Consider the following 14,651-nt stretch of genomic DNA (forward strand, 5'->3'; position numbering starts at 1 on the left):
ATGAATAAATTAGAGCAAGTAATTAATTCATTAAAAGGTAAGCATATCGTTGTGTTGGGTGCAGGCCTAACCGGCATGTCTTGTCTTGAACTTTTGCATGCTCAGCAATTACCCGCGACTGTGATTGATAGTCGTTTTGATATTGCAAATCAAGCGGACTTTGAACAACGATTCCCTACCTCTACTCTATTGTTAGGGGGGTGGCATTTTGACATTATTCAAACGGCAGACATTATTTTAGCTAGCCCTGGCATTGATTTAGCAAAAGAAGGTATTAGTAAATTTCTTCAACCAAGCTGTGAAGTATTAGGTGATGTTGAATTATTTGCTCGATTGAACGACTCTCCTGTAGTCGCGGTAACCGGTTCAAATGGCAAGTCTACCGTTGTTTCTTTACTTGCTCATGTTGGTCGAGCATTGGGTAAAAAAGTCTCTCTTTGCGGTAACATTGGAGAGCCAGTGCTAACGCAGTGGCAACATCAGGTTGATGTTCATATTTTAGAATTATCGAGTTTTCAGTTAGAAACAACTGAACATTTATACTTGCAATCTGCTAGCGTCTTAAATGTTAGCGATGACCACTTAGATAGACATCAAACGATAGATAATTACGCTCGCATCAAGCGAAAAATATATCGTCATTGTCAAACGGCTATCGTTAATCGTCAAGATCCTATGACCCGTGTGCAAGAGCCCAGTGACGCAAAGTATGTGATTAGTTTTGGCACAGATGTACCGAGTGAAGGACAGTTTGGTATCAAGCACATCAATGGCCAGATTTATCTTTGCAAAGCCAGCAAGGCACTGATTTCACTTAACACATTACCACTAGCGGGAATGCACAACGCAATGAACTACCTAGCCGTTTTAGCGTTGTCAGATAGTTTGAACTGGAATATTGAAGATGTGGTTAATCAGTTAGCTGGCTTTAAAGGTTTAGCTCACCGTTGTCAACGCGTCGACAGCCAAGATGGCATTCATTGGGTAAATGATTCAAAAGCGACTAATGTTGGTGCCACCATAGCAGCAATTGATGGCATAGCAGCAACATGCTCAAATAATCAAATTATTGTTATCGCGGGCGGTGAAGGCAAGGGAGCAGATTTTTCACCATTAGCAGTCAGCATAAATAATCATGTTAGTCACCTGATAACACTAGGTAAAGATGGTAAAAAGATTGGTGAGTTAGCGAAAGACTTTCATTACGTAAACGATATGCGTGAAGCGGTATCTTTAGCGAAAACTCTCGCTGTACCAGGTGATGTGGTGTTGTTATCTCCAGCATGTGCAAGTCTAGATATGTTTAGCAACTATATTGAACGTGGCAAGGTATTTAGCGACGCTGTCACTGAGATGCAGGAGGCAAGTGCATGAATATTGCCTTAGCAAATTTGAGTTGGCCAAGTCTTTTTTCCCGTGAAGAAAACGTTCAGGCGACAGTGACGACCTTTGATCGTGGCTATCTTATCATTGCCATTAGCATGTATATGATTGGTTTAGTTATGGTGGCAAGTTCATCAATGCCAGTTGCAGAGCGATTATTTGATAATCCTTTTCATTTTGTTATACGCCATACCATTTATATTGGTTTAAGTTTAGGAATTGCTGCTTTAGCCCTGCAAATACCAATGAGCTTTTGGCATAAACATAGTTTTAAGTTGTTGTTTCTGGCGATGCTATTGCTTGTTGTTGTTTTGCTTGTCGGTCGAAATGTTAACGGTTCAACTCGTTGGATTGTTTTAGGGCCGATCACTATTCAAGCGGCAGAGCCAGCTAAGCTATTTTTATTTTGCTACCTTTCTGCTTATATGGTTCGTCGCCGAGAAGAAGTGCTAGAAAACGTCAAAGGCTTCATTAAACCATTAGTCGTCTTTGGTGTATTAGCTAGCTTGTTATTGTTGCAACCCGATTTAGGTACCGTCGTGGTGATGTTTGTGACAACGTTTGGCTTGCTGTTTTTAGCTGGCGCAAAATTATGGCAATTTATTAGCGTCGCCGGAGTTGGTATCAGCGCATTAACCGCTTTGGCTTATTTTTCTCCGTATCGTTGGGCGCGTGTTACGGGTTTTCTCGATCCTTGGAAAGACCCGTTTGGTAGTGGCTATCAATTAACGCAATCATTAATGGCCTATGGCCGTGGAGAATTAACCGGTCAAGGACTTGGTAACAGTATTCAAAAGCTAGAATACCTTCCAGAAGCTCATACCGATTTTGTTATGGCTGTGGTTGCAGAAGAGCTTGGGTTTGTCGGTATCAGCTTGATTTTATTGCTTAGCATGGCTTTGGTGATGAAAGCGATGATTTTAGGTAGAAAAGCAATCGTGAAAGAGAAATATTTTGAAGGATTCTTTGCCTACTCTATCGCTATTTGGATGTGTTTCCAGGCGGCCGTTAATATTGGGGCTAGTGCGGGTATTGTGCCAACCAAAGGACTCACCATGCCATTAATTAGCTATGGCGGTAGTTCAATGATTGTCATGACATTAGCCGTTGTGGTGTTAATTCGTATTGATCATGAAATTCGCTTGCAAAGTATTCAGGCAACATCGGGGCATGGGAAAAAAGGAGGCGGTAAAAGTGACAAATAAATCGCCAACTTTATTAGTGATGGCCGGCGGCACTGGTGGCCATATTTTCCCAGGCATTGCTGTGGCTGAGTATTTACAGCAACAAGGCTGGAATATTCATTGGTTAGGCACATCTAAACGAATGGAAGCCACCATTGTACCTGAGCATGGTTTTGAAATTTCTTTTATTAATATTGTCGGATTACGCAATAAAAGTTGGCGTGAGTTGATAAAGTTTCCTTTTAAGCTAATGCAGTCGGTTATTCAATCGATGAGAGTCGTTTATAAAGTTAAGCCTGATGTTGTTTTAGGTATGGGCGGATATGCCAGTGCACCCGGTGGATTTGCAGCGTGGTTAATGAGTAAACCACTCGTTTTACACGAACAAAATGCAGTTGCTGGGATGAGCAACCGATTTTTAGCGCGCTTAGCAAGTCAGGTACTCAGTGCTTTTCCTGGCGCCTTTAAAGGGAATATTAATTACCAGGTGGTTGGCAATCCGTTAAGAAAGAAAATCACAGAAATTGAAAATGTTATTCCAAGCCAGCCAAGCACTACTAAGCGAGTGTTAGTGGTTGGCGGAAGCTTAGGGGCTCAGGTGCTTAATACGGTTGTGCCGCAAACGGTTAATCAGATTAAAGTTCAGAATCTCAATGTTTGGCATCAAACGGGGAAAGGCAATAAAGAAGCCGTGTTAGCAAGTTATCAAAGCTATGGGTTAGATAAAGAACAAATTAAGGTGTCTGAGTTTATTGACGACATGGCACAAGCTTACCTTTGGGCGGATGTTGTCATCTGTCGTGCTGGCGCTTTAACGGTATCTGAGTTGGCAATGGCGGGAAAACCAGCAGTGTTTATTCCTTTACCTCACGCTGTCGATGATCATCAAACTAAAAATGCAGAGTACCTTGTTGCCAAAGGAGCCGCAAAGTTAATCGCACAGAAAGACTTTACCGGCACTACATTGGCACAAACCCTAAACAGTTTGTTTATTTCTGATAGTGTTTTGCAGTCAATGTCTCGGGCAGCACACAATGCAGCGCATGTTGATGCAACGGCAACTGTTGCGCAAGTATGTAAAAATTTATGTAAGAAGAGTAGTTAAATGAAGCAGTTAAACCCCAATACACAACCAATTAAAATACCCGAGATGAGACGCGTGTCATCTATTCATTTCGTCGGGATTGGTGGTGCCGGCATGGGGGGCATTGCAGAAGTGTTACTAAATGAAGGCTATCAAATAACCGGTTCCGACATAGGTGAGAATGCCGTAGTACAACGACTTCGTGCGCTTGGCGCAAAAATCGCCATTGGTCACCATGAAGATAATATCCTTGATGCTAGCGTTATCGTGGTTTCAACAGCCATTAATTTGGAAAACCCTGAAATTGTTCATGCGAAAAAACTGAGAATTCCTGTGGTTCGTCGAGCAGAAATGTTAGCCGAATTGATGCGTTTTCGACATGGGGTCGCTATTGCGGGTACTCATGGAAAAACCACGACAACCAGCTTAATCGCTAGCATTTTCGCCGAAGGGGAGTTAGATCCAACTTTTGTTATTGGTGGTTTATTAAATAGCGCGGGTACGAATGCGCGTTTAGGAACCAGTCGTTATTTAATTGCTGAAGCTGATGAGAGTGATGCCTCGTTTTTACATCTTCACCCGATGGTGGCTGTGGTAACTAATATTGATGAAGATCATATGGAAACCTATCAGGGTGATTTTGAGAAACTCAAAGATACTTATATTGAGTTTTTACATAACCTACCATTTTATGGCTTAGCGGTAGTATGTATTGACAACCCCGTGGTGCGAGAAATTTTACCACGAATTGCACGACAAGTGATTACATATGGGTTCTCTGAGGAAGCTGATGTTAGGGCAACAGATTATTACCAAGATGGTGGCGTAAGTTATTTTACGGTTAATAGAGAAGGCCAACCTAGTCTTAAATTGAGTGTTAATCTACCCGGGCAACATAACGTATTAAATGCGCTAGCAAGTATTGCGGTAGCAAGTGATGAGAATATCAGTGACGATAATATTGTCAGTGCATTAGCTAAGTTTGCTGGTATTGGTCGTCGTTTTGAGCAGCTTGCAAGTCTGTCGACTGAACAGGGCAACATGATATTAGTCGACGACTATGGGCATCATCCAAGGGAAGTACAAGCAACGATTAAAGCAATGCGCAATGGTTGGCCTGACAAACGATTGGTTATGGTGTTTCAACCTCATCGATATTCACGTACTCGTGATTTATATGAAGATTTTGTTGAGGTACTGTCTGAAGTTGATTGTTTGTTATTACTTGACGTTTATGCAGCCGGTGAGGCACCGATTAATGCCGCTGATAGTAAAAGTTTAGCCGGTAGTATTCGTCAAAGAGGTTTAGTTGACCCGATATATGTTAGTGACCAAAGCAAACTCGCTGAGTTACTGCATGCACAATTACGGGATGGTGATATGGTGATCACCCAGGGTGCTGGAAATATCGGTGCGTTAGCCAGAGGGTTAGTGCACGAGCCAATGCTAAATATTGCTGGTAAAGGAAAAGCATAATGACGAGGCAATTAACTACAGCAAATCCACAAACTATCGCAGTGCTCTATGGCGGCGAGTCTGCTGAACGCGAAGTATCTTTGCGCTCAGGAAGTGCTGTCGCTAAAGGTTTAGAAGCCGCAGGATTTAACGTAGAGCTTATCGATACGAAAGGGTTTTGCCTAAGTGATTTGGCGAAAAAGAACGTTGACCTCGTGTTTATCGCATTGCATGGTCGTGGCGGTGAAGATGGCTGTGTCCAAGGTGCACTGGAGTACATGGGAATTCCCTACACTGGATCGGGTGTGCTTGGCTCCGCATTAGCCATGGATAAGATAAAAACCAAACAAATTTGGCAAGCGCTTGACCTACCAACGGCAAACTTCGCCATTGTTGAACGTGATCAATATCAAGAGCGTGATGCAGAAGTATTGTTGTCTTCGTTAACAGGAAAAGTGATGGTTAAGCCTGCTAATGAGGGCTCGAGTATCGGTATGGCGATGGCTGATAATGCGCTAACTCTCAACCAAGCGCTTAAAACTGCTTTTACATTCGATGAGCAGGTTTTGGTAGAGGCGTGGATAGAGGGGCCGGAATTTACCGTCAGTATTTTGGGTGATCAAGCCTTGCCAGCGATTAGAATGGAAACGCCGAATGCATTTTATGATTATCAAGCGAAATATCAATCTAACGATACCTTATACCATTGCCCTAGCGGGTTGAGTGCTGATGATGAAAAAACAATGCAAGCAATCGCGCTAAAAGCATTCAAAGCAACAGGTGCTAAAGGTTGGGGGCGTGTTGATATGATGCAAAACTCTCAAGGTCAATGGCAGTTATTGGAAGTAAATACGGTACCAGGTATGACAGAAACGTCTTTGGTGCCTAAAGCGGCAAAAGTCTTTGGCTTAAATTTTGTTGATTTAGTCACTCGCATCGTTGAGTTGAGTCAAAAAGGACATTGATGATGACTAAGACCACGACAGCGAAGCATAGATCACCATTAGCAGAACTTCATTGGGGGTTTTGGTGTGGTGTAGTCTTCTTTGTTGCGGTTATTGTTGGTTTACTAGCGTTTTCTTGGCACGTCAGCGAACGATTGCAAGCGGATGAGACTGCACCAGTAACGTCAGTGGTTATCAGTGGAGAAATGCCTTATACGCTAACCAAGGATGTAGAGAAAGCGATAGAAAATATAAACTTAGGGAACTTTTTTAAAGTTGATGTTAACCAAGTTCAACGGCAAGTGAATGCCTTGCCATGGGTTTACTCTGTATCGGTTAGAAAAAAATGGCCAAATGAATTGAAAATTTATGTTGTTGACCAAACACCAATTGCTCAATGGAATGGCGACTTTTTTATTAATCAATTTGGTCGAGCATTCCAAGCTGATTCGGCGCGAGTTAAACACATTTTGCCGGCTTTTTTTGGGCCAGAGGGCAGTGAACAAATAGTGTTAGAGCACTATGGAAAGCTTAATAGTTTGCTCAGTTATAGTGAGCTAAGTATTGATGAGTTGGTCTTGTCAGAGCGGTTTTCTTGGCAATTAACACTTAATGATGGTGTGTCATTAAATTTGGGGCGTGAAGAAGGCATTAAACGTATTCAACGCTTTATAGAAGTTTATCCGCAAATCAAAACACATCATGATGATAATCAACGAGTTGATTATGTAGATTTGCGATATGATACGGGGTTAGCCGTTGGTTGGAAACCTCAGGTAGATGACGAAAATGATAATAAAAGAGCTTAAAGATTAATGGCAAAAGTTAACGAGCGAAATCTGATCGTAGGGCTAGATATTGGCACATCAAAAATATCTGTCGCAGTAGGTGAAGTCACCGCTGACAACCAATTGAGTATTGTCGGCGTTGGAAGTCAGCCTGCTCGTGGGATGGATAAGGGTGGTGTTAATGATTTGAATTTAGTTATTCAATCTATTCAACGTGCGATTAATGAAGCGGAGTTAATGGCTGATTGTCATATTACTTCGGTGTATTTAGGGATTTCAGGCAAACACATCAGTTGTCAAAATGAGAATGGCATGGTGCCTATCAATGACAAAGAAGTGATTCAAGAAGACGTTGACAATGTCATTCATACGGCTCGTTCAGTGCCTATTTCGGCTGAACGCAGAATGTTACACGTGTTACCACAAGAGTTTAGCATTGATTGCCAAGATGGCATTAAAAGTCCTATTGGTATGTCAGGTGTTCGCATGGAAGCCAAGGTACACATTATTACTTGTGCTAATGATATGGCAAAGAACATTGTTAAATGTGTGGAACGTTGTGATCTAAAAGTTGACCAACTTATTTTTTCAGCGCTTGCTTCAAGTTATGCAGTCGTTACTGAAGACGAGAAAGAGCTTGGTATCTGCGTCGTTGATATTGGTGCTGGTACTATGGATATGACGGTGTTTACCGGCGGTGCTTTGCGTCATACAGCAGTGATCCCTGTTGCAGGAAACCAAGTCACGAGTGATATTGCCAAAATATTTAGAACGCCATTAAGTCATGCTGAAGATATCAAAGTGAAATATGCCTGTGCGCTTCGTCAAATGGTCAGTATGGAAGAAAATATTGAAGTGCCTAGTGTAGGCGGTAGACCAGCACGATCGATGTCTCGACATACATTAGCGGAAGTAGTCGAGCCTCGATATCATGAATTATTTGAGTTAATTCAAGAAGAAATCAGAGAGTGTGGTTTAGAAGATCAAATCGCTGCTGGCTATGTATTAACAGGGGGCACCTCAAAAATGGAAGGTGTTGTTGAGTTTGCTGAAGAGGTATTTCAAATGCCAGTTCGTGTTGCTCAACCAAAAGACGTCTGTGGTTTAAAAGAGTACGTTAATGACCCTACGTATTCTACAGTGGTTGGTTTGCTGCATTATGGGATGCAAGCGAATGAATCACAGGTAAAAGAAAATAAAACAAGCGAAGGTGTCGGCAATATTGGTGCGCGTATCCTCGCTTGGTTTAAAGGTGAATTTTAATTGGGCAGTAGTGAAAATACTGTCATTAATAAGTAGTAAATCGTTTTGGTGGAACAAAACTTATAATCGGAGAGAGAAAAATGTTTGAATTGATGGAAGATCATAACGAAGAAGCGGTAATTAAAGTTATCGGTGTTGGCGGCGGCGGCGGTAATGCTGTTGAGCATATGGTTGCACAAACCATTGAAGGTGTTGAGTTTATTACAGCTAATACCGATTCACAGGCGCTTAGAAATTCATCTGCTAACATAACATTACAGTTAGGTGCAGATGTCACTAAAGGCCTTGGTGCTGGTGCAAATCCTGAAATTGGTCGTCGTAGTGCCGAAGAAGATCGTGAAACGATCAGACAAACACTAGAAGGTGCAGATATGGTCTTTATCGCAGCTGGCATGGGCGGTGGTACTGGTACTGGCGCTGCACCTGTCGTAGCGGAAGTTGCCAAGGAAATGGGTATCTTAACCGTAGCTGTAGTGACTAAGCCTTTCCCTTTTGAAGGCAAAAAACGTATGAACTATGCCGAGCAGGGCATCGAGTTTTTAGCTAAAAATGTTGATTCTTTGATCACCATTCCAAATGAAAAACTATTAAAAGTATTAGGCCCTGGCACGAGTTTATTAGATGCATTTAAAGCGGCCAATAATGTCTTATTAGGAGCCGTTCAAGGGATAGCTGAACTTATTACCCGCCCTGGTTTAATCAACGTTGACTTTGCTGATGTTAGGACGGTGATGTCAGAGATGGGTACTGCGATGATGGGGTCAGGTATTTCATCTGGTGAAGACAGAGCTGAAGAAGCAGCTGAAGCAGCAATATCAAGTCCATTACTAGAAGATGTTGATTTAGCAGGAGCACGCGGTATCTTAGTTAATATTACTGCGGGTATGGACATTAGTATCGACGAATTTGAGAAAGTAGGTAATGCAGTCAAAGCGTTTGCTTCTGAAAACGCAACCGTCGTTGTTGGTGCAGTGATTGACCCTGAAATGACTGAAGACCTTCGTGTTACCGTTGTTGCTACAGGTATTGGTGCTGAGCGTAAGCCTGATATTACTTTGGTCAATCCAACACCAGCAATGGAACCTATTGCCGTTGGACAAGAGTTTTCAGCTTCACCACAAGTTGAACCAAGTACGATTACAGCAACGATGCCAGAGCAGAATGCACAAATACATCGTGAAACGGAAAACTACTTAGATATTCCGGCGTTTTTGCGTAAACAAGCGGATTAATGAAAAGCAATATGTTGTTATTTTTATGTTAATAGCGGCAATTTAGCCGATGTTTTGATATTTTTAAGTGATTTTGCTATAATTTGCGGCCGCTGATTTTCAGCCGGTGGAAATATAGTAGATTTTAGGCTTATTAAGGCTGGTTTATGATTAAACAACGTACAATTAAAGACAGTGTTTCAGCTATTGGTGTTGGATTACACAAAGGTGAAAAGGTGCAGCTAACTCTCCGACCTGCTCCTGCCAATACGGGTATCGTATTTCGCCGTGTAGATCTTGATCCTGTTGTTGATATAAAGGCATCGCCAGAAGCTGTGGGTGAAACTACCATGTGTACCTGTTTGGTTAATGAGCAAGGTGTGAAGATTTCCACCGTCGAACACTTGCTTGCTGCAGTAGCTGGGATGGGTATTGATAACTTGGTTATCGATGTAGATTCGTCTGAGATCCCGATTATGGATGGCAGTTCTTTGCCATTTGTATATTTATTGCAATCAGTAGGTATTGAAACATCGAATGTCGCTAAACGCTTTATTCGTATTAAGAAGCCAATTCGCGTTGAAGAAGGCGACAAATGGGCCGAGCTAAAGCCTTATGAAGGTTTTCGCGTTAACTTTTCGATAGAGTTTGATCATCCTGTCATTGCTAAAACAGGACAAACGATGAGTATGGATTTATCGAGTTGCTCATTTATCAAAGAAATTAGTCGTGCTCGTACCTTTGGCTTTGTGAAAGATATTGAATTTTTACGCTCTCACAATTTAGCCTTGGGGGGAAGTTTAGAAAATGCCATCGTACTTGATGAATATCGCATGCTTAACCCTGATGAATTACGCTACGATGATGAGTTCGTTAAACATAAAATTTTAGATGCAATTGGTGATTTATACATGGGCGGCGTCAGTATTCTTGGCGAATTGAATGCTCATAAGTCAGGTCATGCACTTAACAACATATTACTTCGTGAAGTATTTAAACAAAAAGATTCTTGGGAATGGGTCACTTTTGAGGATGAGACTCAATCTCCGATAGAGTACCAAGAAGTTGGTTTAACCGCTCACTAAGAAAAAAGACCTGTAAAGGTCTTTTTTTATGGCCTTTTGTTTTGCGCGAGTTTAGCAAGACGCAATAAGCTTTGCTTAAGGCCTTCAGGGGCGTCTTTTGCGATATCGGCTAGTTGCTCTGCCGTTGCACTTGGAATACTTTGACTTTTGGCAGGAATTGGCTGTGTTTCCATACTTTGAGTTGACTTATTTCGATAAGGGGCGACTTTTATTTCGATGTGGGTAAATTGGCCGTCAGTTATTATTGACAGTTGTTGACAAATTTTCATTCGCTCAAACTGTAAGCGTTGCCCCCAAATTGCTGAATTTACTTCAATGACCAGAGTATTTTGATGAAAATTGGCAATTTGCCACACTTGCGCTGGCAGGTCAGGGCAACTTTGTCGTACAATGTCCTTTAGCTTATTTAAAGAGTTGGTTTTTTTTGCAATTTGTGCCAAAGTGCCTGACGTTGAAGAAAATAGCGTCGACATATCGATAGGATGCTTTGATTTTTTAGCCATAAAACTAAGCTAACTCCAACGGTTACTATTAACCACGACAAATTATACGGTTTATGAGTTTAACATTATTATATCGCGGAAAGAATGTAAGATTTTTAATGAAACTAAATAAGTTTCATTGGATTTCTGCAGCCATCGCCTTTGCGCTACTCTCTGGTGTCGTCGTGCATTTAATTTTGTCTTCAGAAGCCAAGCCACCTCAGCCACTTTACACCTATACAGAGCAACAAGTTTCCCTAGACAAGGAACTAGACCAAAAAAACGAGCAAGTGACTGCGTTGACGATTAAGTTAGCCGAATTGCAAAGCCAAGTGTTGAGACTTAATGCCCTTGGTGACAGGTTAGCGGAGCAAGCTAACATCCCTGAAAAAGAATTTAACTTTACCGAACAACCACCAAGTGGTGGTCCAATGATTCAAGCACAAACTAGTCAGCACACATCAATAGAACAGCTACTGGAAGATATTGCTATGCTTGAGCAAGATCTTTATTTCGAAGAAAAACAACTTAAATTACTTGAATCTTTAACGTTTGGACACCATATAGAAAACACAAGTTATTTATCGGGTCGTCCGATAACCAAGGGTTGGTTGTCTTCCTATTTTGGCATGCGTAAAGATCCTTTTCATGGCCGTCCTGCAATGCACAAAGGTGTTGATTTTGCGGGTAAAGAAAATACGGAAGTAATCGCCACCGGAGCGGGTGTTGTTTCTTGGGCGAGTGAACGGTATGGCTATGGAAATTTGATTGAAATTGATCATGGTAACGGTATGAAGACACGCTATGGTCATAACAAGAAGATACTAGTTAACGTTGGTGACGTTGTGAATAAAGGTCAGGTGATAGCTCGAATGGGCAGTACCGGACGGTCTACGGGGCCACATGTTCACTATGAAATATTGCGGAATAATAAACAAATTAACCCAATAAAATACGTATATCGTAAAGCCAAGTAAATTATGACCTTACTTTTTGGTGATCGGCTTGTGCCGATCACTTTTATTTTTTGAACGGAAGATTTCTTCCAAAGATGGTTTAACAAGATGTTTGTAAATTTAATAACAAAATTATTCGGTAGTCGTAACGACAGATTAATAAAGCAGCTAAGCAAGGAAGTGGCAAAAATTAACGCGTTTGAGCCGGTTTTAGAATCCTTATCTGATGAAGAACTAAAAGCAAAAACTTCAGAGTTTAAAGAAAGGATCAGCAAGCAAGAGTCTCTTGATGCCATAATGCCTGAAGCTTTTGCGGTTGTTAGAGAAGCAAGCAAACGTGTCTTTGGTATGCGTCATTTCGATGTGCAAATGATTGGCGGTATGGTGTTAAATCAAGGGAAAATTTCCGAAATGCGCACCGGTGAAGGTAAAACGCTGACTGCAACCTTACCCGCTTACCTAAACGCCTTAACGGGTAAGGGCGTTCACGTTATCACAGTGAATGATTACCTAGCGTCACGTGACGCAGAGTGGAGTCGTCCTTTATTTGAATTTTTGGGGTTAACGGTTGGTTGTAATATTCCTGGAATGTCGCATCAAGATAAGCAAGTCGCTTATCAATCTGATATCACCTACGGTACCAATAACGAATTCGGTTTTGATTATCTAAGAGATAATATGGCGTTTTCGCCTGAAGAAAGGGTTCAAAAGCCACTACACTTTGCCATTATCGATGAAGTTGACTCAATTCTTATTGATGAAGCTAGAACACCACTTATTATTTCTGGTCAAGCAGAAGATAGCTCTGCGCTTTATTTGAGCATCAATGGTATTGTGCCAACATTAGAGCAACAAGCTGAAGAAGACAAAGAAGGTGAAGAGAGTACTGGTGATTTCACTGTTGATGAAAAGTCGAAGCAAGTTTATTTAACTGAACGTGGTCAAATACGTATCGAAGAAATTATGCAAGAAAAAGGCTTAATTCAGGAAGGAGATTCGCTTTTTTCGGCTGCTAATATCACGTTACTTCATCACGTTATGGCGGCATTACGTGCTCATAACTTGTTCCAAAAAGATGTTGATTACATCGTAAAAGATGAAGAAGTGGTTATTATTGATGAACATACTGGCCGAACGATGGAAGGTCGTCGTTGGTCTGAAGGTTTGCATCAGGCCGTTGAAGCTAAAGAAGGTGTAAAAATACAAAACGAAAACCAAACCTTAGCGTCAATTACTTTCCAAAACTATTTTAGGCTGTATGAAAAACTATCAGGGATGACCGGGACTGCTGATACCGAAGCTTTCGAGTTTAATCATATTTATGGTTTAGAGACGGTGATTATTCCGACCAATAAGCCAATGATCCGTAAAGATTTACCTGATTTAATCTACTTAACTGCAGAAGAAAAATACGAAGCTATTTTGGCTGATATTCAAGACTGTGTTGAGCGTGGACAGCCTGTATTGGTTGGTACAATTAGCATTGAAACTTCTGAGTTTTTATCGTCATATTTGAAAAAGTCAAAGATTAAGCACAAAGTGCTTAATGCCAAATTTCATGCTCAAGAAGCTGAAATTGTTGCCGACGCAGGTAAGGTAGGCGCGGTAACCATTGCGACTAACATGGCAGGTCGTGGTACGGATATTGTTTTAGGTGGTAATTTAGATGCGATGATTGCAGGACTTAAATCACCTACTGAAGAAAATATTGCAAAAGTCAAAGCTGAATGGCAAGAGCAACATGATAAGGTGCTTGAGCTAGGTGGCTTGCATATCGTTGCGACCGAGCGTCATGAATCACGACGCATTGATAATCAGTTACGTGGTCGTTCTGGTCGTCAAGGTGACCCAGGCTCAACGCGTTTCTATTTATCAATGGAAGATGCACTGATGCGTATCTTTGCTTCAGAGCGCATTACCAATATGATGCGTAAGCTTGGTATGGAGCGTGGTGAAGCCATCGAGCATCCATGGGTAACCAAGAGCATAGAGAATGCACAGCGTAAAGTGGAAGGACGTAACTTCGATATTCGTAAGCAGTTACTTGAGTTTGACGATGTTGCTAATGATCAACGTAAGGTAATATACGAGCAACGTAATGAGTTAATGGAAACTAATGACATTAGCGATGTTATTGACAGTATTCGTCAAGACGTTGTTGAGGGTCTCATTAGTCAGCATATTCCACCACAATCGTTAGATGAAATGTGGGATATTCCAGGTTTAGAAGAGCGTCTTAAAGGTGAACTTGCCGTTGAATTGCCAATTGCTAAATGGCTAGAAGAAGACAAGAAGCTACATGAAGAGACCCTTAGAGAAAAGATACTTGACGCTGTCGTTAACGTTTATCGTGAAAAAGAGAAATTGGTTGGCGCTGACGTACTGAGACACTTTGAAAAAGCGGTAATGTTGCAGAGTTTAGACTCTCACTGGAAAGAGCACTTAGCAGCAATGGACCATTTGCGCCAAGGTATCCATTTACGTGGTTATGCGCAGAAGAATCCAAAACAAGAATATAAACGTGAATCTTTTGAGTTATTCTCTGAATTGCTCGAAAACTTGAAATACGACGTTATTGGCGTATTAAGTAAAGTAAAAATCAAAGAAGAATCTGATGTTGAAGCGGTAGAAGAGCAACACCGTAAAGCTGATGAAATGCCAAAAGAGTACACTCATGAATCAGCTAGCTCTCCAGCTCAGGATTCCTCTGTACCACGTGTAGGTCGAAATGATCCATGTCCTTGTGGCTCTGGGAAAAAGTATAAGCAGTGTCATGGTAAGCTGACTTAACGCCTAAGTGTCTATTTGTTGTATTA

General features: G+C 41.4%; 12 protein-coding genes. 11 read left to right on the plus strand and 1 reads right to left on the minus strand.

Annotated features, from left to right (window positions below):
* From murD to lpxC, 9 genes are all read left to right on the plus strand, one after another.
* On the plus strand, positions 1 to 1,374 hold the full coding sequence (murD, locus tag ACSLUH_RS07410; protein ID WP_448565666.1) for a UDP-N-acetylmuramoyl-L-alanine--D-glutamate ligase: 1,374 nt from the start codon (positions 1 to 3) through the stop codon (positions 1,372 to 1,374).
* The gene (gene ftsW / locus ACSLUH_RS07415; protein ID WP_448565667.1) at positions 1,371 to 2,588 is read left to right on the plus strand and encodes a cell division protein FtsW; all 1,218 of its coding nucleotides are present in this window, start codon (positions 1,371 to 1,373) and stop codon (positions 2,586 to 2,588) included. The genes murD and ftsW overlap by 4 nt, the downstream gene beginning before the upstream one ends.
* On the plus strand, positions 2,554 to 3,672 hold the full coding sequence (gene murG, locus ACSLUH_RS07420) for an undecaprenyldiphospho-muramoylpentapeptide beta-N-acetylglucosaminyltransferase (protein ID WP_448565668.1): 1,119 nt from the start codon (positions 2,554 to 2,556) through the stop codon (positions 3,670 to 3,672). Before ftsW ends, murG begins: the two co-directional genes overlap by 35 nt.
* The gene (gene murC / locus ACSLUH_RS07425; RefSeq protein WP_448565669.1) at positions 3,673 to 5,127 is read left to right on the plus strand and encodes a UDP-N-acetylmuramate--L-alanine ligase; all 1,455 of its coding nucleotides are present in this window, start codon (positions 3,673 to 3,675) and stop codon (positions 5,125 to 5,127) included.
* On the plus strand, positions 5,127 to 6,071 hold the full coding sequence (locus ACSLUH_RS07430; protein ID WP_448565670.1) for a D-alanine--D-alanine ligase: 945 nt from the start codon (positions 5,127 to 5,129) through the stop codon (positions 6,069 to 6,071). Before murC ends, ACSLUH_RS07430 begins: the two co-directional genes overlap by 1 nt.
* Entirely contained in the window at positions 6,071 to 6,859 is a 789-nt protein-coding gene (locus ACSLUH_RS07435; RefSeq protein WP_448565671.1) for a cell division protein FtsQ/DivIB, read from the plus strand. The genes ACSLUH_RS07430 and ACSLUH_RS07435 overlap by 1 nt, the downstream gene beginning before the upstream one ends.
* Before the next feature lie 6 nt (positions 6,860 to 6,865).
* Entirely contained in the window at positions 6,866 to 8,101 is a 1,236-nt protein-coding gene (ftsA, locus tag ACSLUH_RS07440; protein WP_448565672.1) for a cell division protein FtsA, read from the plus strand.
* Between the two features lie 80 nt (positions 8,102 to 8,181).
* Positions 8,182 to 9,333 (plus strand): cell division protein FtsZ, encoded by a 1,152-nt coding sequence (gene ftsZ, locus ACSLUH_RS07445; RefSeq protein ID WP_448565673.1) that lies wholly within the window; start codon positions 8,182 to 8,184, stop codon positions 9,331 to 9,333.
* Between the two features lie 146 nt (positions 9,334 to 9,479).
* Positions 9,480 to 10,397: a UDP-3-O-acyl-N-acetylglucosamine deacetylase gene (lpxC, locus tag ACSLUH_RS07450; RefSeq protein ID WP_448565674.1), complete on the plus strand. Its 918-nt coding sequence runs from the start codon at positions 9,480 to 9,482 to the stop codon at positions 10,395 to 10,397.
* A 26-nt stretch (positions 10,398 to 10,423) separates the two neighbouring features.
* On the opposite strand, the gene ACSLUH_RS07455 is transcribed toward lpxC, so the two are convergent.
* Positions 10,424 to 10,900: a DUF721 domain-containing protein gene (locus tag ACSLUH_RS07455; protein ID WP_448565675.1), complete on the minus strand. Its 477-nt coding sequence runs from the start codon at positions 10,898 to 10,900 to the stop codon at positions 10,424 to 10,426.
* A gap of 98 nt (positions 10,901 to 10,998) precedes the next feature.
* Here ACSLUH_RS07455 and ACSLUH_RS07460 point away from each other — a divergent pair, with 98 nt between their 5' ends.
* On the plus strand, positions 10,999 to 11,856 hold the full coding sequence (locus ACSLUH_RS07460) for a M23 family metallopeptidase (RefSeq protein WP_448565676.1): 858 nt from the start codon (positions 10,999 to 11,001) through the stop codon (positions 11,854 to 11,856).
* Positions 11,857 to 11,943: 87 nt separating this feature from the next.
* Positions 11,944 to 14,625 carry a preprotein translocase subunit SecA gene (gene secA / locus ACSLUH_RS07465; protein ID WP_448565677.1) on the plus strand — a complete coding sequence of 894 codons (2,682 nt, stop codon included), beginning with the start codon at positions 11,944 to 11,946 and terminating at the stop codon, positions 14,623 to 14,625.
* The last annotated feature ends 26 nt before the right edge of the window (positions 14,626 to 14,651 follow it).

This window comes from Thalassotalea ganghwensis, assembly GCF_053485795.1.